The following is a 20,497-nucleotide window of genomic DNA, read 5'->3' as shown; positions in this document are numbered from 1 at the left end:
GAATCACCCGCCTGTCCGGTCTCTCCCCATCCCCCCATGAGAATCCTGCTTGTCGAAGACGAAGCCGACCTGGCGCAGGCGCTCGCGTCGGCGCTGCGCCAGAACCAGGCGGTGGTCGATGTGGCGAGCTCGCTGCGCGCGGCCGAGGAGGCCGCGCTCGGCGCGCCCTACGACGTGGTCGTGCTCGACCGCGGCCTGCCCGACGGTGACGGCCTCTCGCTCGTCGCGTTCCTCGCGCAGAACCACATCGCCTGCGCCGTGCTCGTGCTCACCGCCATGACCGACGTGGCCGAGCGCGTGCTGAGCCTGGACGGCGGCGCCGACGACTACCTGGCCAAGCCCTTCTCGATGGACGAACTGCTGGCCCGCGTGCGCGCGCTGGCACGCCGCCCCGCGGTGCGCGCCAACTTCATCATGACGCTCGGGCAGCTGCGTTTCGACCACCACACGCGCCAGGCCCATGTGGGCGAGGCCTGCCTCACGCTGCCCCGGCGTGAGCTGCTGGTGCTCGAGACGCTGCTCGAGCACCGCGGCCGCACCGTGCTGCGCGAGGCGCTGCAAGACCGCGTGTACGGCCACAAGGACGACATCCAGTCGAACGCGCTCGACACGCACGTCTCGCGCCTGCGCTCCAAGCTCGACAAGGCGGGCGCGCAGGTCGAGATCCATGCGATCCGCGGTGTGGGCTACCTGATGTGCGCGCCGCAGTCGGCATGAGCCTCAGCTTGCTTTCGCTGCGCTGGCGGCTGATCTGGAGCCTGATCCTCTTGCAGGTGGTGGTCGGCCTGCTGGTGATGGGCGGCTTCCTCGGGCTGGCGTGGGCGTTGGGCCGCGTGGTCGACGAGACCGGCCACGAGACGGTGGCGGCCATCCAGCGCGCCTTGATGCGCGGCACCGACGGCCAGCTGGTGGTCGAGCCCACGAGCGCGCTGCGGCGGCTGCAGAAGGCCGACCCACAGTTCTGGTTCATCGTGCGCGACCCGCGCGGCGTGCAGCTGCGCCACGGCGAGGTGCCGCCCGCCTACTTGCGGCTGCTCGATGCGCTGGACGACACCGAGCGCGTGGCCATCGACCCCGAGAGCGACGGCACCCGCCCCAAGGCCCGCTTCGAGCGCATCGAATCGCGCGCCGGCCCGGTGGCCGTGATGGCGCAGACCGGCGGCCCGCTCACGGTGGAGAACACGCTCAAGGGCACCGGCATCGCCTTCCTGTTCCTGGTGGCGCCGATGGCGCTCGTGACCTGCTTGGGCGTGATCCTGGCGACGCCGTTCGTCGTGAAGCGCGGCCTGAAGGGCGTGGTGGCCACGGCGGAGCATGCCGAGGGCATCGACGTGCACGAGCGCACCACGCGCCTGCCGCTGGCCAACGTGGCCAGCGAGATCCGTCCGCTGGTCAACGCGGTCAACCGCGCCTTCGACCGGCTCAACGAAGGCTACGACCGGCAGGAGCGCTTCCTGGCCGATGCCGCGCACGAGCTGCGCACACCGATCACCACGCTGCAGATCCATCTCGAAGGCCTGCCCAACGACCCGCTGAAGATGAAGCTCATGCAGGCCTCAGCGCGGCTGGCCACGCTGGCCGAGCAGCTGCTCGACCTGCAGCGCCTGGACCACGGCCTGTCGCTGGACCAGCAGGTGGAGCTGAAGTCGCTGTGCGAGCGCGTGGCGGCCGACATCGCGCCGCTCGCCATCCGCAGCCGCTGCACGCTGTCGGTCGATGCACCGCAGCCGCTCACCGTGCGCGGCGATGCGCCCTCGCTGGAACGCGCGCTCACCAACCTGATCCAGAACGCCATCGAGCACGGCGGGCCGGGCTGCGACATCCAGGTGCGGCTGTGCGAGCCCTCGTGCATCGAGGTGCGCGACTCGGGCCCCGGCATCCCCGAGGCCGACCGCGAGCGCGTGGTGGCGCCGTTCCATCGGCTCGTGCCGCGCGGGCGCGGCGCCGGGCTGGGCCTGCACCTCGTGGCCGAGGTGGCGCGGCTGCACCGCGGCCAGCTGAGCATCGGCTCGAGCGAATCGGGCGGCGCGAAGATGCGGCTCGAACTGATGAACCTCGAGGCCTGAAGAAGACCCGTCCACCATGAACGCCATCGACCGGCTGCCCGAACCCACGAACCTTGCCGGCGCGCAAGCGCTGATCGCGCGCGTGCAGGCGATGCTCGATGCCGAAGGGGTGGCGATGCGTGCGCCGCCGCCGGAGCCCACCACCTGCTGCGGGCGTGGCTGCAATGGGTGCGTGTGGGAAGGGTGGCTGGCGGCGGTGGCCTATTGGCGGGATGAGGCGTCGCTGCGGTTGGGCTAGTAGAAGCGCGGCTGTCGCACCTTCATCGTTTCCGCACCTGGCAGATGGTCGGCAAACAGATGGGCTGCGACCAGGTAGCGTCCTACCACGCTGCGCAGATCGGGGGACTCGTACAACAGCGCTTCGGCCCAGTGGCGTTCGACGTACATCAGTTTGTAGCTCAGGCCTTCTTTCAGTAGGTAGTAGGAGCTGTCTCCGTTGGTTCGCTCGGCCCTGAGCTTGTCTTCGTACCAGCGGGTAGTCATTGCGTGATCCACCAGCGCTTCGATGTCGACTGTGAACACCGCGTGGCACTCTTCCGGTGTGAAATCCTCGAAGGACGTCCTATCGTCTTCTCCGTTGTAGGCCGTGCGGACCAGCTCCCATGCCGTGCCGTGCAGCAGGGCGTCGAGCTGCGCCGGGCGATCCGGTTGCTGCACTATTCGATAGGGCGTGATCAAGGGAGGCGTGGCGAGGCTGGTGACGTAGAACGGCTCGGTATCCATTTCCATGCTGGCGGATAGCGTCAGATACCACCGCTCTTGCGCCTCGCGCGGCGTCCGGCGCGTTGCCGTCAAGGTGCCGGCATAGTGCACGTGGCGCTCACCCGTACCAGCGAGCGTTGATGGCGTGCAGTCGGCGGTGTCCGTGGCCCACTTCTGATCCCTCACCGACCAACTGCCATCTCCCTTGTCGTTCACCGTCTGGACGATCAGGCGAGCGAAGATCTGGGGCGGCGGTTCCGCGGGTTGATCGCCCACCGACGCTGGCACCGTGGCATCCACGCGAAACGCCAGGGGTTCGCCGATGCGAAAGCGCTCGTCGCGACGGACATCGATCGCGTTCAGGGCTTGACGCGGTGGCACCGCAGTTCGGAAAAAGCCGTAGGCGGTCGACAGTGTCAGCACGGTGAAGACCGGAAACACCGGCAGCCCCACCAGCAGCCACAGCAGGTTCCAGCCTCCTTCCAACGACCAGCGCAGTGCGTTGAACCCGAAGGCGGCAAAGAAGGCCAGCACCGCCAGCGCGACCAGCGATCCCAGCCAGTCGGTGAGACGGGTCCGTTGGGGAGCATCTGAAGGCGGCGGCGCCGGAGACGTCCACGCCGTGTCATGCCGCTGCACGATGCGCGGCAGGCCGATCACGCGCGGATCGGGCAGTGGTGTCCAGAAGCTGTCGTCCTGCGCGGCCAGCGCGATCGTGCGGACGCCATCGCTGTGTTCCAGCTGCAGCGCTGCCTGCGCGACGCTGTCATGCGCCGTGTCATCGAAGCGCTGAGGACGCGCATCGGGCACGCGGTGGTAGCGGCGCCTCTCGACATCGACGATCAATGCGTCTTCACCCGCCGATGCCGCGTGAAAGCGCTCGTCAGAAGACGCAAGGCCTTCCGACATCGGCAGCGCCAGAACCCGCGCAAGGACGTCGAGGTAAGAGTGAGGGCAAGACATGCGTCCGAATCTAGCCGGCGATCCCGAGCGCCGCAGCCGCCAGCTGCGCCACCGCCAGCGTGCTCCCGGGCGCCTCGCCATCTTCCAGCATCCACACCGACGACAGCCCGGCCCACGCCAGCACCCATTGCAGCAGTCGCCGCTGCTCGATGCCCGTGGCCTCCGCGATGACCTCGATGCGGCGCGCGAAGCGCCCGGGCACCAGCGCACTCTCGCCGTCCGGGTTGCACAGGATGTTCGCGTGGTCGAAACCGCGCTCCCCGTGCAGGCCCTTGGGGTCGATGGCGAGCCAGCCGGCCGGGCCGAAGTCGAGCACATTGCCGTGGTGGATGTCGCCATGCAGCACGACCACCTCGCGCGGCGCGGCCAGCAGCTCGCGTGCGGTGCGTGCGCTGTGGTCGAAGACGCCGCCGTGCGTGGCCGCGCCGGCCCACAGCGATTCGAACCAGCGCGAGAGCGGAACCAGCGTCGGGGGCGGCGGCGTGTCGCGCGGGGCATGCAGGCGCGCGGCGGCGGCGCACAGGATGCGTGTGGCCTCGTCGTCGCGGCCGTCGTTCACCATCTGTGCAAGCGAAGCCGTGCCTTGCGCGCGCACCATCAGCAAGGCTTCGCCGTCATGGGCCAGCACGGGCGCGGCACCGTCGCCGTTCCACCAGGCCATCAACAGGCTGCCCGCCTGTTCCTCGGCCTCGTGTGAGAGCTTGAGCATGGCCGCCACGCCCTGCTGGCGCACGGGCAGCAGCGTGCCGCTCAGCGACGTGAAGGCCTCGCCGTCCGGCGTGAGATGCCAACGTTCCAGGTAAGGCGCGAACACGCCGTGCGGGTCCACTAGCGCGATTCCCAGAACCCTCGGTGCGTGGCGATCATCTCGTCGGCCACCTCGGGCACGGGGCCGATCACCTCGACGGGTTTCTGTCCGCGCGCGAAGACCTCGCGGCAGGGCAGGCTCAGCGTCGGGTTCTCGGGGTGGTCGCCGGTGAGCGCGAGCAGCGCGGATTCTTCCGCGCCGTACACGATGCGCCCGATGTTGGCCCAGTAGCTCGTGCCCGCGCACATGGCGCAGGGCTCGAAGGTGGTCACCAGCGTGCACTGCCACAGGTACTCGGGCGGCCAGTTCTGCGCTGCGTGGCGCGCGAGCGTGGCCTCCGCGTGGTGCACCGTGTCGATGTTGCCCTGCTCGGCGAGGACGGTCTCGCCGTCGGGTGCGACGAGCACGGCGCCGAAGGGGTGGCGGCCCATGGCCATGGCGCGTCGCGCCACGGCGTCGGCGCGACGCAGCGCGCGGGTGATCTGTTCGGGGGTCATGCCCCCATTATTTATGCGTTCTGCGAACCGCGGTGTGCCCAGCCTGTGGTGTGCTTCTCGATCAGGCTGAAGAGTTCGTACATGATCATCGCCATCGCACCCACCACCATCAGGCCCGCGAAGGCCAGGCCCATCTGCATGGCCGAGCCGGCCGAGATCAGCAGGTAGCCGATGCCTTCGTTGGCGGCCGTCATCTCGCTCACCGTGGTGCCGACGAAGGCCAGCGTGATTGCCACCTTCAGCGAGCCGAAGAAGTAGGGCATGGAGCGCGGCAGGCCGATCTTGACGAGCACGTCCCAGCGCTTGGCGCCCAGCACGCGCAGCACGTCTTCCAGCTCGGGTTCGAGCGTGGCCAGGCCGGTCGCGATGTTCACCATGATCGGGAAGAAGCTGATCAGAAACGCCGTGAGGATCGCCGGCCCGATGCCGATGCCGAACCACACCACCAGGATCGGCACGAAGGCCGCCTTGGGCAGGGCGTTGAAGGCCGTCATCAGCGGATAGATCGCCGCATAGGCCAGGCGCGAGCTGCCGATCACGAAGCCCAGCAGCACGCCCACCACGATCGCCAGGCCGAAGCCGGCCATCGTGACCCAGAAGGTGCGCCACGCGTGGCCCGCGATGATTTCCTTGAACTCCCAGAACTGCTCCCAGATGCGCAGCGGGCTCGGAAAGATGAAGTCCGACACGCCGAAGCCCGCGCAGATCACCTGCCACAGCAGGAGCACCGCCACGAGCAGCAGCCACGGCGACCAGCGCTCGAGTTGTTTGCTGTTTTTCATCGCCGGCTCCTCAGTGCGCTGCCGCCGCCGCAGCAGCGGAGGGGGTGGTGGCGTTGCCGCGGATGGCGCCGATGTGGCCGCGCAGTTCGAGCACGATGTCGGTGAACTCCTTGGTGTAGGTCAGCTCCAGCTCGCGCGGGCGCGGCAGGTCGATCTCGCGCTTCACCACGAAGCGTCCGGGGCTCTTGCTCATCACGTACACCGTGTCGGCCAGGAACACCGACTCGCGCAGGTCGTGCGTGACCAGGATCACGTTGAACTGCTGCTCGGTCCACAGGTCGCGCAGGATGCACCACAGCTCTTCGCGCGTGAAGGCGTCGAGCGCGCCGAAGGGCTCGTCCAGCAGCAGCATCTTGGGCTCGTGGATGAGCGCGCGGCAGATGCTCGCGCGCTGCTGCATGCCGCCCGAGAGCTGCCACGGAAACTTGTCTTCGTAGCCGCCCAGGCCCACCTTCTGCAGCAGGCGGCGGGCGCGCTCTTCGTATTCCTTGCGTTTGGCCTTGAAGTTCGAGCGGTAGGGCTCGACGATTTCCAGCGGCAGCAGCACGTTGTCGACCGTGGTGCGCCACGGCAGCAGCGAGGGCGCCTGGAAGGCCATGCCCGAGATCTTCAGCGGCCCGGTCACGGGCTGGCCGTCGATGCGGATCTTGCCCATCGAGGGCATCTTCAGCCCCGTGGTGAGCTTCATGAAGGTCGACTTGCCGCAGCCCGAGGGGCCGACGATGGCGATGAACTCGCCGCGCGTCACTTTCAGGTCGATGGCCTCGACCGCGAAGTGGTTGGCGCGCAGCAGCTCTTCGTTGTAGGCGAGCCAGACGTCCTGAAAATCGACGAAGGGGGCGGCCGCGTCGGGTGTCGTTGCGCCGGCCGCCATCACTTGCGCAGGATTCCGCTGAGCTCGGCCGCGGGCGGGAGCATGGCCGCGGTCCACACGGCGTCGGGGCTCACGCGCGTCTTGGTGTTGAAGGCATCGGAGACCTGCGAGGCCATGAGCGACATGCGGCCCGCGTTGACGGCGCCGAAGCCGTCGGTGCGCGCGTCGGCGCTGTTGATGACGGTGTCGATCGCCAGCTGCAGGCGGCGCGTCTCGAGCTTGCTGTCGATGATGCCGTCACGCGCCTTCACCGACTCGATGCCCAACGCCGGGTTGGCGATGACTTCCTTGGCGCCCTTGGCGAAGGCCGAGAGGAACTTCTTCACTGCCGCCGGGTTGTCCTTGAGCAGCTTGGGCGAGGCGATGATCACGTTGCCGTACAGCTTCACGCCGTAGTCGGGGTAGGGCAGGATCACCACGTCGGCCGCCTTGGCGCCGCGCGCTTCCAGGTTGAGCAGCGAGGTGAAGGTGAAGCCCGTGATGGCGTCGATGTCGCCGCGCACCAGCATGGTCTCGCGCAGCGTCGGGTCCATGGCGGTCCAGTTCACGGCGCCGATGTTGTTGGCCTTGGCGAAGATCGGGAACGCGCGGCGGCCGGCGTCGAACACCGGCGCGCCGAGCTTCTTGCCGGCGAGGTCGGCCGGCTTGGTGATGCCGCTCTTCTTGAGCGCCATGACCGAGGCCGGCGTGTTGTTGTAGACCATCATCACGGCCACCGGCTTGTTCGGGCTGTCGGGGTTGTTGGCGTGGAACTCCATCAGCGCTGCCAGGTCGGCAAAGCCCATGTCGTAGGCGCCCGAGGCCACGCGCGTCACGGTGCCGCCCGAGCCGTTGCCGGCGTCGATGGTCACGTCCAGGCCGGCGGCCTTGAAGTAGCCCTTGGCCGCGGGGTGCAGGAACAGCGCGGCCGGTCCTTCGAAACGCCAGTCGAGCTGGAACTTGATCGGCGTCGGGCTCTGGGCCATGGCCGAAGACAGGCCGAAGCTGAGGGCCGAGGCGGCGAGGAAGGACTGGATCAGTTGACGCTTGTTCATGCGGGTTCCGTGAATGTGAATGCTTCGGCATTCAAGCAAAAACGGTGCCCGCACGCGATTGGTGCGAACCCTTCCGGTGAATCACCGAGGTGCGCGGTGCGCCCAGGGCGTGTGCGGCGTGCACCGCGCCTGGGAATTGCGGCCTCGGGCCGCCGTCAGAGCGCGGCGCCGATCTTGCGCAGCTCGGCAATCTGCGGCGCCTTGGGCAGCCAGACCTTGTCGAACTCGGCGATGACCGGCGCGGGGTTGTAGTTGGTGGCGCTCTTGATCGCGATGCCGCTGGCCTTGAACTTGTCGATGAGGCCGAGCTCGGTGGTCACGATGTCCTTGATCTGCGCGTCGAGCTGCTGCTTCACGAGGTCGGTGATGAGCGCCTTGTCCTTCGCATCGAGCGTCTGCCAGATGCGGCCCGACACCAGCGGTGCGAAGGGCATGAACAGCGCGTTCATCGGCAGCAGCGTTTTCGAGACGCGGTCGAAGCGCTGGTTCCACGAGAACTCGATGTCGGCTTCGAGCCCGTCGACCTGGCCGTTGGACATCGCGTCGAACACGCCCGGTGTGGGAATGGGCGTGGGCGCAGCGCCCAGCAATTGGTAGAAGTCGCGGTACACCGGCGTGGGGTTGATGCGCAGCTTCATGCCCTTCAGGTCGGTGGGCGAGGCGATGTCCTTGGTGGCGAACACCACGCGCATGCCGGTGATGCCCCAGCCCAGGCCGATGGTGCCGGTCTCGCGCGGCAGCACGTCGAGCAGCTTGAGCGCCGCGGGCGTGCGCACGAGCGAGGCGACGTTGGTGGTCGAGCGCACGAGGTAGGGCGCGTTGATGGCCGCCACGCTCGCCACGCGCGAGCCGAGTTCGGCCGCCTGGATCCAGCCCATGTCGAGCGCGCCCGACTGCAGCTGCTGCATCATGGCCGACTCGTTGCCGAGCTGGCCCGAGTGGAACACCGTGGCGCTCAGGCGGCCGTCGGTGGCTTTCTTGAGTGCTTCGCCGAAGCTCACTGCGGCGCGGTTCCACGAGTGCCCCGCGGGCGTGATGAGGCCCAGGCGGAATTCCTTGGCGGCGGCGGCACGCGACACGGTGCCGAAGAGGGCGGTCGACGCGGCGGCGGTGCCGGCGGCGGCCTGGACGAACTGGCGGCGGGAGAGGGCCATGCGAAGCTCCTGTGGGGTGAGGTGAAGGGAAGCGAGAGAGAGATCGGTTCAGCGCTTACTTGATGAGCGCCAGCGAAAGACTCGGGAACAGCGACAGCAGCACCAGCGCCACGCAGCAGATCAGGAAGAAGGGCAGCGTGACGATGAACATCTTTCCGGGCTTGGCCCCGGTCACCGCCGAGGCCACGAAGAAGCTCAGCCCCACCGGCGGCGTCATCAGCCCGAGCACGAGGTTGATGACCACCACCACGCCGAAGTGGCGCGGGTCGATGCCGTAGATCTCGGTCGCGATGGGCAAGAGGATCGGCACGGTCATGATGAGACCGGGAATGCCGTCGATCACGGTGCCGATCACCAGCAGGATCACGTTCACCAGCAGCAGGAAGGCGATCGGGTCCTTCGCCACGGTCTGTATCCATGCGGCCGTGGCCTGCGGCACCTTGCCGTAGATCAGCAGCCACGAGAACACCGCGGCGGCCGCCACCAGGAACAGCACCACCGCCGAGTAGATCGCCGACTTGAGCAGGATCTGCGGAATCATCGCGAAGCGGAATTCCTTGGTCACATAGCGACCCACCAGCACCGCGGCCACCGCGCCCACCGCCGCCGATTCGGTGGGGTTGGCCAGCCCGCCGAGGATCGAGCCGACGATCACGATGGGAATGAGCAGCGTCGGGCAGGCCGTGAGGATCGTGTGCAGCCGCTGGCGGGCGGTGCGCTTTTCGGTGCGCGGGTAGTTGTAGATCACGCCCATGCCGGCGATCACGATGAAGAACAGCACCGTGAGGATCACGCCGGGGATGATCCCTGCGATGAGCATGTCGCCCACCGCCACCTGCGCGAGCACGCTGTACACCACGAACATCACCGAGGGCGGAATGATCGGGCCGAGCATGCCGCCGTACACCGTGATGCCGGCCGCGAAGGTCTTGTCGTAGCCCTGCTTCTCCATCTCGGGCACCATGATCTGGCTCATGATCGCCACCTGCGCGGTGGCTGAGCCGATGATCGACGACACCAGCATGTTCGCCAGGATGTTCACGTAGGCCAGGCCGCCCTTCACCGAACCGATGAAGGCCAGCGCGAGGTCGACGAGGCGCCGCGTGATGCCGCCGCCGTTCATGATCTCGCCGATCAGGATGAACAGCGGAATCGCGATGAGGCTGTAGCTGTCGACGCCGCCGAACATCTGCACCGGGAACGACTGGAACAGCACCGTGTCGCCCGAGTTGAGGATGTAGACGATGCCCGACAGGCACAGGCAGGCACCGATCGGCACGCCGACCAGCATGATCAGCAGGAAGAAGGCAGAGGTCAGCATTTCAGTTCACGGCGTCCGCGTTGGCGACATGGAACTCGTCGTGCGTGCGCTTGGGCTGCAGGCCGAGGTCTTCGAGGAGGTTGGCCAGCGCATGCACGCTGAGGGTGAGCGCGAAGATCGGCAGGATCAGCTGCACCACCCACGTCGGCCAGTCGAGCGTCTGCGTGCGCTCGGTGTAGAGAAAGTTGAAGCTCTCGGCCGCGAATTCCTTCGCGTCGAAGCCGTGGCGCACGATGCCGGCCGGGTCCATCCACAGCCAGCACATCGCGAGCAGGGCCAGCCCGAGCAGCAGCACGCCGCCCGAGGCGCTGGCCTTGGCGACGCGCACGGCCCGCGTGCCGAGCTTGTCGGTGAGCAGCGTCACCGCAAAGTCCAGCCGCAGCCGCGTCATCGCCGACGCACCGATGAAGGTGAGCCAGACCACGCAGTACACCGAGGCCTCGTCCACCCAGTAGAGCGGAAAGCCGCCGTAGCGCGTGACCACGTTCAGCAGCACCAGCACGATGAGCAACCCCATGAGGCTGCTGAGCAGGTGGCGCTCGCAGCGCAGGACGAAGTCCGACGCGTCGAGCACGCGGCGGGACAGGCCGCCGCTTCCTTTCAAGGCGTTTTCTTGCATGGTGTTCTGGGCCTTGCGGTGCGTCGTGCGCGCGGCGATTACATGACCGACTGGTACTGCGCGGGCCGCGTGGCCAGCGCCTTGGTGACGACCTTCTCGATGAAGGCGCGCTCCTCGCCGATGAGCGGCAGGCGCGGGCGGCGCATGTGCTCGGTGCCCACGCCGACCAGCAGGTCGATGAGCTTGAGGTTCTGCACCAGCTTGGTCGACACGTCCAGGTGCAGCATCGGCGTCATCCACTGGTACAGCTTCAGGGCTTCGGCAAACTTGCCGGCCTTCATCAGGTCGTACAGCGCCACCGTCTCGCGCGGGAAGGCGCAACCGACACCGGCCAGCAGGCCGTCGCAGCCCAGCGCCAGGCCTTCGTACGCCAGGTCGTCCACGCCCAGGAACAGCTGGTAGCGGTCGCCCACGGTGTTGCGCAGGTCGGTGATGCGGCGGATGTCGTCGGTGCTTTCCTTGATGGCGGCGATCCATTCGCAGTCGGCCAGCTCGACCATGTGCTGGGGCTTGAGGTCCACGCGGTAGGCCACCGGGTTGTTGTAGACCATGATGGGTTTCTGGGCCGCGTTGGCGATGGTGCGCACGTTGAGCATCGCTTCGCGCGCGTCGGCCACGTAGATCACCGAGGGCATGACCATGTAGCCGGCCACGCCCAGCTTGTTGGCGCCGTCCACGTAGCGCAGGGCTTCGCGGGTGCTGGTCTCCGACACATTGGCCAGCACGGGGATGCGGCCGTCGGCGGCTTCCAGGGCGATCTTCGCCACCTGCAGCTTTTCTTCCAGCGTCAGCGTGCTGGCTTCGCCGAGCGAACCGCAGGTGACGAGGCCATGGATGCCGTTGCGGATCTGGAAGTCGATGTGGCGGGCGGTGCCCTCGGCGTCGATGCTTTCGTCGGCGTGGAACTTGGTGGTGATGGCGGGGAAGATGCCTTGCCAGCGGGGATTGCTCATGGACGTGTACCTCGAAAAAAAGAAGAAAAGGGCGCTGCGGACAGCGGTCGAAACCAGGGCTTGAAGGCTTGGTTTTTAAATATATTAGTAAGATATGAGAAATATCTGCTCAGGGTATTAGCAGATTGCATGCCAGCCGAAATGGTGGTTAGAGGCTTCTGGAAAGGGCGATCGGGCGCCTGGAAGCACCGCCTTGGCGCACCCTGCGCACCGAGGCGCCTCACGATGCGGCAGGCGAAAAAAAGCCCCGCAGCGGCGAACGCGGCGGGGCGTGCGGCTTGCGCCGGCGCCGGCGTGGCTACGTCAGCGCGGCGGTCGCCCCGAAGCCCAGCCAGTACGGATCGCCCACGCGCTTGCCCACGCTGCTGGCGGCGTCGCGCACGGTGGCGCCGAAGCGTTCCACCAGCGCCTCCGACAGCTGCTCTGCAGGCAGCGCGATGCCGAAGGCGTAGGTCTGCCGCGTGGCGGGGTCGAGCACCGCCGACGAGATGCCCGCCACGTTGGTCACGTACTCGCCGCGCGACAGGGCCCAGCCCGTGTCGCGGATCACGGCCAGGCGCGCGAGCAGGTCCTTGCGCGTCTTCGGGGCGTGGCCGCGGCCCTGGTCGAGCTTGGTGCCGATCAGGGCGCTCACTTCGTCGTCGTCCAGGCGGGCCAGCAGCGCGCGGCCCATGGCGCTGGAATAGGCGGGTGCGCGGCTGCCCGGCGGCGTGTAGATCTGCAGCGCACCGGCGCCGGTGCGCATCTGGATCACCAGCGTGTCGGTGCCGTCGAGCACGTTGATGTAGCCCGTGCAGCCCGTCTCGCGCACCAGCGCGTCGAGCGCCTCCTCGACCAGCGAGGCCGTGTTGCGCGAGGCGCGGAAGTGGTACGAGGCTTCCATGATCACGCCGCCCGGGCGGTAGGCGCGCGTGGCCGCGTCGCGGTCCAGGAAGCCGTAGCCGGCCATCATGCTCAGCGTGCGCGAGGCAGAGCTCTTGGGCAGGCCCAGCTCGGTCACGACGTCCGTCACCGTGATGTCGCGACGCAGCCGCGCGATCAGCTTCAGGACGTCCATGGCGTTGGCAAGGGTGCTCATCGTGTTCGGTAGGTTGGGGTGGGAATCATAGGTTCGGTGTCGGTGCGTCTTTCGGCCGACCCGGGTGAACGCCCGCTTGACAGCCGAAAGTACGGTTTTATCATTCAGTTCAAGTTTATTGGACATGGTTCCAAAATATGGAACTAACAAGGAATGACCATGCACCATGAAGTGACCGCCGTCGCGCCGCTGGAAGACAAGGGCGCCGGGCACACCGCATTGCCGCCGGCCGCGCTGCATCCCAAGGCGCTCGCGCCCGCCAACCTGATCCTCACGGTGGTGCTCAGCGTGTTCGGCGCCATCGTCGGCATCCAGATGCTGGCCAGCCTGGGCATCACGCCGAGCACCTCGCTGATCGGCGCGCTCGCGGCCATGACGCTGGCGCGCGTGCCGCTGGCCATGTTCCGGGGCTTCCGTTCGGTGCATGCGCAGAACCTGGCGCAGACGAGCATCTCGTCGGCCACCTTCGGCGCGGCCAACAGCCTGTTCCTGCCGATCGGCATTCCCTTCCTGTTCGGCCTGCCGCAGATGGTGGTGCCGATGCTCATCGGCGTGAGCCTGGCGATGCTGCTCGATGCCTGGCTGCTGTACCGCATGTTCGACACGCCGGCCTTCCCGGCGAAGAACCCGTGGCCGCTGGGCATCGCCGCGGCCGAGGCCATCAAGGCGGGCGACGGCGGCGGCAAGCAGGCCTGGCTGCTGCTGGGCGGGCTGGCCACCGGCGTGGCGGGCGCGGTGTTCAAGCTGCCGATGTCGGCCTTCGGCGTGGCGCTGATCGGCGGGCTGGGCGCCATGACCGCCTTCGGCATCGGGCTGCTGGTGCGCGGCTATTCGGCGCCGCTGTTCGGCTTCGACATCGGCACGCGCTACGTGCCGCACGGGATGATGATCGGCGCCGGCCTCGTCGCGCTGGTGCAGGTGGCGCGCGTGGTGCTGAAGAAGCACGGGCGCGCGGCCGACGGCCCCGCCACGACGAAGGAAGCGCTGGCCGAGGCGCGCGGCGCCAGCGTGCTCGGCCGCTCGCTCAAGCTGGGCGGCGCGGGCTACCTCGCGATCATGGTGCTGCTGTGCGCGGGCACCGGCATCTACACCGGCATGTCGCCCGGCATGCTGGCCTTGTTCATCGTGTACGGCACCTTCGCGGCCTTCGTGCACGAACTCATCGTGGGCATCGCGGCCATGCACTCGGGCTGGTTCCCGGCCTTCGCGGTGGCGCTGATCTCGCTGCTGCTGGGCATCCTGATCGGCTTTCCGCCCGAGGCGCTGGTGGTGCTGGCCGGCTTCTCGGCCGCCACCGGCCCGGCCTTTGCCGACATGGGCTATGACCTCAAGGCCGGCCACCTGCTGCGCGGCGAGGCCTCGGGCTCGGCCTTCGAACTCGAAGGCCGGCGCGAACAGATGATCGCCGGCATGGTCGGCTTCAGCGTGGCGATCGTGGTGGTGGCTTGTGCCTACCCGCTGTTCTTCGCCAACCACCAGACCGCGCCGATCAACGCCGCCACGTGGCCGCGATCAAGGCCGGCATCTCGGGCGAGACCGCGCGCAACCTGGCGCTGTGGGCCGTGCCCGGCGCGCTGCTGCAGCTGGCGGGCGGGCCGCGCCAGCAGCTGGGCGTGCTGTTCGCCACCGGCCTGCTCATCGCCAGCCCGATGGCCGGCTGGATGGTCGCGGCCGGCATCGCCTGCCGGCTCGCGGTGCATGCCGTGCTCGGCGCCGCCGCGCGCGAACGGCTCGAGGTGTTCGCCGGCGGCGTCATCGCGGGCGACGCGCTTTACAGCTTCTTCTCGGGCGCGGTGAAGAGCCTGCGCAAGTAGTTCTCCTTCTTTCCTTTCATCACACACAGGAATCGAATCCATGAAACGCAATCTGACCAGCGACGACGTCCGCGCGGCCATCTGGGGCGGCGCCATCCTTGGCGGCGGGGGCGGCGGGCTCATCGCGGCCGGCGAGCGCGCCGCGCGGCTGGCGCTGCAGGTCGGCACGCCGCAGCTGTGGAGCGTCGACGAGTTTGACGACGCCGCGCTCACCGCCACCATGGCCCTGGTGGGCGCGCCGGCCGCGCCCGATCCGCACGTGCAGCCGGCGCACCTTCTGCGCACGCTGGACCTGCTGCGGCGCGAGCTGCCGGCGGGCCAGAAGCTGGTGGCGCTGCATGCCAACGAGAACGGCGCCGAGACCACGGTCAACGGCTGGTTCCACGCCGCCATGACCGGCCTGCCCGTGATCGACCTCGCGTGCAACGGCCGCGCCCACCCTTCGAGCGTGATGGGCGCGCTGGGCCTGCACACCGAGCCCGACTACCTCTCGGTGCAGGCCTACGCGGGCGGCGAGCCGCACCGCTATGTCGAAGGCGTGGTGTCGGGCCGGCTCGAACAGACCTCGGCCGTGGTGCGCCGCGCCTCGGTGGAGGCGGGCGGCCTGGTGGCCGTGGCGCGCAACCCCGTGACCGTGGGCTACGCGCGCCAGCACGGCGCGCCGGGCGCCATCAGCCACGCCATCGCGCTGGGCCAGACCTTTCTCGATGGCGGCGTCGATGCCGTGGCCCGTTCGCTCGACGGCCGCCTCGTGGCCGAGGGCACGGTGCGCAGCTACCGCTGCGAGCAGCAGGAAGGGCTGGACGTCGGCGTGGTCGAACTCGACGACACGGCCGGCACCACGCTGCGCTTCATCAACGAGTACATGCTGCTGGCGCAGGGCGGCGAGCGCATCGCGCGCTTTCCCGACCTGATCATGACCTTCTCGGACGACGGCCAGCCCGTGGTGTCGGCCCATGTGCGCCAGGGCGCGCGGCTGCGCGTGCTGGTGGCGCCGCGCGCGCGGCTGCTGCTGTCGCGCACCATGTTCATGCCCGAGCTGTACCGGCCGCTCGAGAAGTCGCTGGGCGAAGCCTTCGCGCCGGCCTGAACGGAGAAGCCACATGACACTGCGCATCCGCTGGATCCGGGCCGTCGGCAACGACACCTACAACGCGCGCTTCGCGCAGGAGTTCGCCGAGGTGAAGAACCCCGGCACCGAGGTCGAGGTGGTGTCGCTGCGCAACGCCTCGGTGCAGCACCACGTCGAGTACCAGAGCTACGAGGCGCTGCTGGGCGCCGACATCGTGCGCGCCGTGCGCGACACCGCGCAGCAGGGCTTCGACGCCGTGGTGGTCGGCTGCTTCTACGACCCGGTGCTGGTCGAGGCGCGAGAGATCTCCGGCCAGACGGTGGTGGTCGCGCCCTGCCAGGCCTCGTTCGAGGTCGCGTCCAACCTGGCGCAGAAGGTGTCGGTGATCGTGGGGCGCCGCAAGTGGGTGCCGCGCATCGAGGCGCGCGTGCGCGAGTACGGCCATGCGCACCTGATCGCCTCGTTCCGTGCACTGGAACTCGGCGTGGAAGACTTCCAGCGCGACCGCGGCGAAACCGTGCGCCGCATGATCGCGCAGGGCCGCCGCGCCATCGACGAGGACGGCGCCGAGGCGCTCATCCTGGGCTGCACGCTCGAGTTCGGCTTCTACCGCCAGCTGCAGGACGCGCTGGGCGTGCCCGTCATCGATTCGGCACTGGCCGCCTTCAAGCGTGCCGAGGCGCTGGCCGATACGAAACAGCGTTTCGATTGGAAGCCCAGCCGCGTCGGCGGCTGCGAGCCGCCGCCCGAAGACAAGGAGCTGCTGGCCTGGAACGTGTTCGACCCGGCGGACGTGCCCGTGGTGTCCCGCGTGCGCGCCTGAGCATTGCGCCATGAAAAACGCCCCGCCGCGGAGACCGCGACGGGGCGTTGTGTTTCATGGAGGAAACGTCGGCGTCAGTCCTGGGACTTCACCTTCGCCACGGCCAGCGCCGTCATGTTGATGATGCGGCGCACCGTCGCCGAAGGCGTCAGCACGTGGGCCGAGCTCGCGCCACCCAGCAGGATCGGGCCCACCGTGATGCCGTTCGCGCCCGTCATCTTCAGCACGTTGTAGAGGATGTGCGCCGAGTCGAGGTTCGGGCACACCAGCAGGTTGGCCTCGCCCGTGAGCGTGGTCTCGGGCAGGGCGGTGCGGCGGATCTCGTCGGACAGCGCGGCGTCGCCGTGCATCTCGCCGTCGCACTCGATGTCGGGTGCCATCTGCGAGAACAGGTCGCGCGCCAGGCGCATCTTGCGCGCCGAGCCGCGGCTGGAGGTGCCGTAGTTCGAGTGCGACAGGAAGGCCACCTTCGGCGGCAGGCCGAAGCGGCGCACCTCTTCGGCGGCCATCACGGCGATGCTGGCCAGCAGTTCGGCGCTCGGGTCTTCGTTCACGTTGGTGTCGGTGATGAACACCGTGCGCTTTTCGAGCGTGAGCGCGTTCAGCGTGGCGAAGCCGGGCGCGCCGCGCTTCAGGCCGATCAGGTTGCGGATGTGCTCCAGGTGCACGTCGAAGCGCCCGACCAGGCCGCAGATCATCGCGTCGGCATCGCCCAGGTGCAGCATCAGCGCGGCGATGGTGGTGTTGGAGCGGCGCACCATGGTTTTGGCGGCCTCGGGCGTCACGCCGCGGCGGCCCATGAGCTTGTGGAAGCTCTCCCAGTAGGTGCGAAAGCGCGGATCGTCTTCCGGGTTCACGATCTCGAAGTCGGTGCCGGGGCGGATGTGCAGGCCGGCCTTCTGGATGCGCGCCTCGATCACCGCGGGGCGGCCCACCAGGATGGGCTGGGCCAGGCCTTCGTCGACCGCCCACTGCGCGGCGCGCAGCACGCGCTCGTCCTCGCCCTCGGCGTAGGCCACGCGCTTGGTGGTGGAGATTTTTGCGGCGCTGAACACCGGGCGCATGAACATGCCCGTCTGGTAGACGAAGCGCGTCAGGTGCTGGCGGTAGGCCTCCATGTCCTCGATGGGGCGCGAGGCCACGCCCGAAGCGGCGGCCGCCTTGGCCACGGCCGGCGCGATGCGCAGGATCAGGCGCGAGTCGAAGGGCTTCGGGATGATGTAGTCGGGGCCGAAGGCCAGCTCCTGGCCGGCATAGGCGGTGGCCACTTCTTCGCTGATGTCGGCCTTGGTGAGGTCGGCGATCTCGCGCACGCAGGCCAGCTTCATTTCTTCCGTGATCTTGCTCGCGCCGCAATCGAGCGCCCCGCGGAAGATGTACGGGAAGCACAGCACGTTGTTGACCTGGTTCGGGTAGTCCGAACGGCCCGTGGCGATGATGCAGTCGGGGCGCACGGCCTTGGCCAGCTCGGGGCGGATCTCGGGCTCGGGGTTGGCCAGCGCCAGGATGATCGGCTGCGTGCCCATGGTCTTGACCATCTCGGCGCTCATGACGCCGGGGGCCGAGCAGCCCAGGAACACGTCGGCGTCCTTCACCACGTCGGCCAGGGTGCGCGCACCGGTGTCCTTCTGGGCGTAGCGGGCCTTCGATTCGTCGAAGCCGCCTGCGCGGCCCATGTAGATCAGGCCCTTGGAGTCGCAGGCGTAGATGTTGGCGGGCTTGGCGCCCAGGCCGACCATCACGTCCAGGCAGGCGATGGCGGCAGCGCCGGCGCCCGAGACGGCGATCTTGACGTCCTCGATCTTCTTGCCGACCAGCTCCAGGCCATTGAGCAGCGCCGCGGCCGAGATGATGGCCGTGCCGTGCTGGTCGTCGTGGAACACGGGGATGTTCATGCGCTCGCGCAGCTTCTTCTCGATGTAGAAGCATTCAGGCGCCTTGATGTCCTCGAGGTTGATGCCGCCCAGCGTGGGCTCCAGCGCCGCGATGATGTCGACCAGCTTGTCGGGGTCGTTCTCGGCCAGCTCGATGTCGAACACGTCGATGCCGGCGAATTTCTTGAACAGGCAGCCTTTGCCTTCCATCACGGGCTTGGAGGCCAGCGGGCCGATGTTGCCCAGGCCCAGCACGGCGGTGCCGTTGGTGATGACGCCCACGAGGTTGCCGCGGGCGGTGTATTCGGCCGCGAGTGCGGGATCTTCCGCAATGTCGAGGCAGGGGTAGGCCACGCCCGGCGAATAAGCCAGCGACAGGTCGCGCTGGTTCAGCAGGGGCTTGGTGGGGGTGATCGAGATCTTGCCCTTGACGGGCGAGCGGTGGTATTCGCGCGCTGCTTCTCGAAGTGCTTCTTCAGCGGGGGACAGGGATGCAGCCATTTGAAAAGTCTCCTAGGTTCTGGCGGGCAATGAGGCTACCGCAAAAGCGCGGCCTCTTCTCTCGGGGGGAACGACGAGACCCTCTATCTTCCGCCTGATCGAGAGGGTCTGCCGACTCGCTAAACTTCAACACCCCCGTTTCCGGGGGGCAAATCCGTGCCGCACGGGCGGTGCGGCGAACCAACGTCCACAACCACAGAACAACACGGAGGGACATCGAATGACACCCGGACCTTTCACCGGCACCGAGCCGGATGTCGTGGTCATCGGCGGAGGCCCTTCGGGCTCCACGGTGGCCGCCTTGCTCGCAGACAAGGGCCACGACGTGGTGCTGCTCGAGAAGGCGCAGCACCCGCGCTTTCACATCGGCGAATCCTTGCTGCCGATGAACATGCCGCTGTTCGACCGGCTTGGCGTGCGCACCGAGGTCGAGGCCATCGGCCTGCGCAAGCACGGCGCCGAGTTCGTCTCGCCCTGGCATGACCACAGCAGCCACTTCGACTTCGGCCAGGCGATGGACAAGAGTTTTCCCTATGCGGTGCATGTGCGCCGTTCGGAATTCGACGAGCTGCTGTTCCGCCACGCCGGCAAGCGCGGTGCGCGCACCTTCGAGGGCCGGCGCGTCACCGGCGTCGACATGGACGCGGGCAAGGGAACGCCCGACAACCGGGCGCTGGTGAAGGTCAAGGCCGACGACGGCACCGAGACCGAATGGCGCCCGCGCTTCGTGATCGACGCCAGCGGGCGCGACACGCTGCTGTCGAACCAGTTCGACGCCAAGCAGCGCAACCGCAAGCATGCGAGCGCGGCGCTCTATGGCCACTTCGCCAACGCCGAGCGCCGGCCGGGCCGCTTCGAGGGCAACATCTCGCTCTTCTGGTTCGACCACGGCTGGTTCTGGTACATCCCGCTGAAGGACGGCACCGTGAGCGTCGGCGCCGTGGCCTCGCCGGCCTACTTCAAGCGGCGCCAGGGCGCATCGCTCGAAGACTTCCTGATGCAGACCATCGCGCTGGCGCCCAAGCTGGCCGCGCGGCTGAAGAACGCCACGCTCATGGAAGGCGCCACCACCACCGGCAACTACGCCTACGACTCCAAGTTCTGCCGCGGCGACCGCTTCATGATGGTGGGCGACGCCTACGCCTTCGTCGATCCGATGTTCTCCTCGGGCGTGTACCTGGCGATGAACAGCGGCTTCGAGGCCGCGACCTGCGCCGACCACTGGCTCAAGGGCGAGGCGAAGGAGGCCGAGAAGGCCTTCCGCCATTACGAGAAGGTGATGAAGCACGGGCCGAAGATGTTCTCGTGGTTCATCTACCGCATCACCTCGCCCGCCATCCGCCGCCTGTTCATGGCGCCGCGCAACATCTGGCGCATGCAGGAGGCGCTGCTGTCCATCCTGGCCGGCGACCTGTTCCGCAACACGCCCATCGGGCCGCGCTTCTGGGGGTTCAAGGTGACGTACTACGCGTCGTGCATCGGCATCCTGCCGCAGGCCGTGAAGACCTGGGCATGGCGCCGACGCAACCTGAAAGAGTCTCTGGAGACTGCAAAGACCTAGT

General features: G+C 68.1%; 19 protein-coding genes. 7 read left to right on the top strand and 12 right to left on the bottom strand.

All coding sequences use genetic code 11. The annotated features are described in order from the left end of the window. Positions 1-36 precede the first annotated feature (36 nt). From AC07XP_RS06265 to AC07XP_RS06255, 3 genes are read left to right on the top strand one after another with little or no spacing between them, the layout of a single operon-like run. The gene (locus tag AC07XP_RS06265) at positions 37-717 is read left to right on the top strand and encodes a response regulator (protein ID WP_062473345.1); all 681 of its coding nucleotides are present in this window, start codon (positions 37-39) and stop codon (positions 715-717) included. Beyond that, positions 714-2,066 (top strand): sensor histidine kinase, encoded by a 1,353-nt coding sequence (locus AC07XP_RS06260; RefSeq protein ID WP_495264128.1) that lies wholly within the window; start codon positions 714-716, stop codon positions 2,064-2,066. Before AC07XP_RS06265 ends, AC07XP_RS06260 begins: the two co-directional genes overlap by 4 nt. Before the next feature lie 16 nt (positions 2,067-2,082). Further along, positions 2,083-2,304 carry an oxidoreductase-like domain-containing protein gene (locus tag AC07XP_RS06255; protein ID WP_095746351.1) on the top strand — a complete coding sequence of 74 codons (222 nt, stop codon included), beginning with the start codon at positions 2,083-2,085 and terminating at the stop codon, positions 2,302-2,304. Here the strand turns inward: AC07XP_RS06255 and AC07XP_RS06250 are convergent. From AC07XP_RS06250 to AC07XP_RS06200, 11 genes are all read right to left on the bottom strand, one after another. Next, positions 2,301-3,677 carry a hypothetical protein gene (locus AC07XP_RS06250; protein ID WP_495264127.1) on the bottom strand — a complete coding sequence of 459 codons (1,377 nt, stop codon included), beginning with the start codon at positions 3,675-3,677 and terminating at the stop codon, positions 2,301-2,303. The genes AC07XP_RS06255 and AC07XP_RS06250 overlap by 4 nt on opposite strands. A 64-nt stretch (positions 3,678-3,741) precedes the next feature. Then, a complete protein-coding gene (locus tag AC07XP_RS06245) occupies positions 3,742-4,560 on the bottom strand; it encodes an aminoglycoside phosphotransferase family protein (protein ID WP_495264126.1) in 819 nt (272 codons plus the stop codon). Further along, positions 4,560-5,036, bottom strand: coding sequence for a nucleoside deaminase (locus AC07XP_RS06240; protein ID WP_062473350.1), 477 nt, complete (start codon positions 5,034-5,036; stop codon positions 4,560-4,562). The genes AC07XP_RS06245 and AC07XP_RS06240 overlap by 1 nt, the downstream gene beginning before the upstream one ends. 11 nt (positions 5,037-5,047) lie before the next feature. Then, positions 5,048-5,818: an ABC transporter permease gene (locus AC07XP_RS06235; RefSeq protein WP_070062385.1), complete on the bottom strand. Its 771-nt coding sequence runs from the start codon at positions 5,816-5,818 to the stop codon at positions 5,048-5,050. Between the two features lie 10 nt (positions 5,819-5,828). Further along, entirely contained in the window at positions 5,829-6,692 is an 864-nt protein-coding gene (locus tag AC07XP_RS06230; RefSeq protein ID WP_492745334.1) for an ABC transporter ATP-binding protein, read from the bottom strand. Beyond that, positions 6,692-7,726 carry an ABC transporter substrate-binding protein gene (locus tag AC07XP_RS06225; protein ID WP_062473355.1) on the bottom strand — a complete coding sequence of 345 codons (1,035 nt, stop codon included), beginning with the start codon at positions 7,724-7,726 and terminating at the stop codon, positions 6,692-6,694. The genes AC07XP_RS06230 and AC07XP_RS06225 overlap by 1 nt, the downstream gene beginning before the upstream one ends. A 155-nt stretch (positions 7,727-7,881) precedes the next feature. Next, positions 7,882-8,880, bottom strand: a complete 999-nt coding sequence (locus AC07XP_RS06220; RefSeq protein ID WP_095746347.1) for a TRAP transporter substrate-binding protein — start codon at positions 8,878-8,880, stop codon at positions 7,882-7,884. A 55-nt stretch (positions 8,881-8,935) separates the two neighbouring features. Continuing rightward, positions 8,936-10,201, bottom strand: coding sequence for a TRAP transporter large permease (locus tag AC07XP_RS06215; protein WP_062473357.1), 1,266 nt, complete (start codon positions 10,199-10,201; stop codon positions 8,936-8,938). A 1-nt stretch (position 10,202) separates the two neighbouring features. Then, positions 10,203-10,820 carry a TRAP transporter small permease gene (locus tag AC07XP_RS06210; RefSeq protein ID WP_495264125.1) on the bottom strand — a complete coding sequence of 206 codons (618 nt, stop codon included), beginning with the start codon at positions 10,818-10,820 and terminating at the stop codon, positions 10,203-10,205. Between the two features lie 38 nt (positions 10,821-10,858). Continuing rightward, positions 10,859-11,773, bottom strand: coding sequence for a dihydrodipicolinate synthase family protein (locus AC07XP_RS06205; RefSeq protein WP_495264124.1), 915 nt, complete (start codon positions 11,771-11,773; stop codon positions 10,859-10,861). A 298-nt stretch (positions 11,774-12,071) separates the two neighbouring features. Next, the gene (locus AC07XP_RS06200) at positions 12,072-12,851 is read right to left on the bottom strand and encodes an IclR family transcriptional regulator (RefSeq protein WP_495264123.1); all 780 of its coding nucleotides are present in this window, start codon (positions 12,849-12,851) and stop codon (positions 12,072-12,074) included. 159 nt (positions 12,852-13,010) lie between these two features. Between AC07XP_RS06200 and AC07XP_RS06195 the strand changes: the two genes are divergently transcribed. From AC07XP_RS06195 to AC07XP_RS06185, 3 genes are read left to right on the top strand one after another with little or no spacing between them, the layout of a single operon-like run. After that, entirely contained in the window at positions 13,011-14,648 is a 1,638-nt protein-coding gene (locus AC07XP_RS06195) for an OPT/YSL family transporter (protein ID WP_495264122.1), read from the top strand. Between the two features lie 57 nt (positions 14,649-14,705). Further along, positions 14,706-15,755: an S-methyl thiohydantoin desulfurase domain-containing protein gene (locus AC07XP_RS06190; protein ID WP_495264121.1), complete on the top strand. Its 1,050-nt coding sequence runs from the start codon at positions 14,706-14,708 to the stop codon at positions 15,753-15,755. 13 nt (positions 15,756-15,768) lie between these two features. Then, positions 15,769-16,560: an aspartate/glutamate racemase family protein gene (locus AC07XP_RS06185; protein ID WP_495264120.1), complete on the top strand. Its 792-nt coding sequence runs from the start codon at positions 15,769-15,771 to the stop codon at positions 16,558-16,560. A 74-nt stretch (positions 16,561-16,634) separates the two neighbouring features. Here the strand turns inward: AC07XP_RS06185 and AC07XP_RS06180 are convergent, their stop codons facing one another. After that, entirely contained in the window at positions 16,635-18,935 is a 2,301-nt protein-coding gene (locus AC07XP_RS06180) for an NADP-dependent malic enzyme (RefSeq protein ID WP_070062392.1), read from the bottom strand. A 220-nt stretch (positions 18,936-19,155) separates the two neighbouring features. Here AC07XP_RS06180 and AC07XP_RS06175 point away from each other — a divergent pair, with 220 nt between their 5' ends. After that, positions 19,156-20,496 carry an NAD(P)/FAD-dependent oxidoreductase gene (locus AC07XP_RS06175; protein WP_495264119.1) on the top strand — a complete coding sequence of 447 codons (1,341 nt, stop codon included), beginning with the start codon at positions 19,156-19,158 and terminating at the stop codon, positions 20,494-20,496. Position 20,497: the final 1 nt, after the last annotated feature.

This window comes from Variovorax sp. GW531-E2 (assembly GCF_059423125.1).
Note: the sequence above shows the minus strand (reverse complement) of the source record. Positions and strands in the feature narration are given on the sequence as shown.

What these genes read in the sequence shown, in the direction of transcription:
- AC07XP_RS06230 (WP_492745334.1), bottom strand. Translation starts at nt 6,692, where the DNA reads ATGGCGGCCGGCGCAACGACACCCGACGCGGCCGCCCCCTTCGTCGAT.
- AC07XP_RS06190 (WP_495264121.1), top strand. Translation starts at nt 14,706, where the DNA reads ATGAAACGCAATCTGACCAGCGACGACGTCCGCGCGGCCATCTGGGGC.
- AC07XP_RS06250 (WP_495264127.1), bottom strand. Translation starts at nt 3,677, where the DNA reads ATGTCGGAAGGCCTTGCGTCTTCTGACGAGCGCTTTCACGCGGCATCG.
- AC07XP_RS06175 (WP_495264119.1), top strand. Translation starts at nt 19,156, where the DNA reads ATGACACCCGGACCTTTCACCGGCACCGAGCCGGATGTCGTGGTCATC.
- AC07XP_RS06185 (WP_495264120.1), top strand. Translation starts at nt 15,769, where the DNA reads ATGACACTGCGCATCCGCTGGATCCGGGCCGTCGGCAACGACACCTAC.
- AC07XP_RS06235 (WP_070062385.1), bottom strand. Translation starts at nt 5,818, where the DNA reads ATGAAAAACAGCAAACAACTCGAGCGCTGGTCGCCGTGGCTGCTGCTC.
- AC07XP_RS06255 (WP_095746351.1), top strand. Translation starts at nt 2,083, where the DNA reads ATGAACGCCATCGACCGGCTGCCCGAACCCACGAACCTTGCCGGCGCG.
- AC07XP_RS06265 (WP_062473345.1), top strand. Translation starts at nt 37, where the DNA reads ATGAGAATCCTGCTTGTCGAAGACGAAGCCGACCTGGCGCAGGCGCTC.
- AC07XP_RS06240 (WP_062473350.1), bottom strand. Translation starts at nt 5,036, where the DNA reads ATGACCCCCGAACAGATCACCCGCGCGCTGCGTCGCGCCGACGCCGTG.
- AC07XP_RS06195 (WP_495264122.1), top strand. Translation starts at nt 13,011, where the DNA reads ATGCACCATGAAGTGACCGCCGTCGCGCCGCTGGAAGACAAGGGCGCC.
- AC07XP_RS06225 (WP_062473355.1), bottom strand. Translation starts at nt 7,726, where the DNA reads ATGAACAAGCGTCAACTGATCCAGTCCTTCCTCGCCGCCTCGGCCCTC.
- AC07XP_RS06210 (WP_495264125.1), bottom strand. Translation starts at nt 10,820, where the DNA reads ATGCAAGAAAACGCCTTGAAAGGAAGCGGCGGCCTGTCCCGCCGCGTG.
- AC07XP_RS06200 (WP_495264123.1), bottom strand. Translation starts at nt 12,851, where the DNA reads ATGAGCACCCTTGCCAACGCCATGGACGTCCTGAAGCTGATCGCGCGG.
- AC07XP_RS06205 (WP_495264124.1), bottom strand. Translation starts at nt 11,773, where the DNA reads ATGAGCAATCCCCGCTGGCAAGGCATCTTCCCCGCCATCACCACCAAG.
- AC07XP_RS06180 (WP_070062392.1), bottom strand. Translation starts at nt 18,935, where the DNA reads ATGGCTGCATCCCTGTCCCCCGCTGAAGAAGCACTTCGAGAAGCAGCG.
- AC07XP_RS06260 (WP_495264128.1), top strand. Translation starts at nt 714, where the DNA reads ATGAGCCTCAGCTTGCTTTCGCTGCGCTGGCGGCTGATCTGGAGCCTG.
- AC07XP_RS06215 (WP_062473357.1), bottom strand. Translation starts at nt 10,201, where the DNA reads ATGCTGACCTCTGCCTTCTTCCTGCTGATCATGCTGGTCGGCGTGCCG.
- AC07XP_RS06220 (WP_095746347.1), bottom strand. Translation starts at nt 8,880, where the DNA reads ATGGCCCTCTCCCGCCGCCAGTTCGTCCAGGCCGCCGCCGGCACCGCC.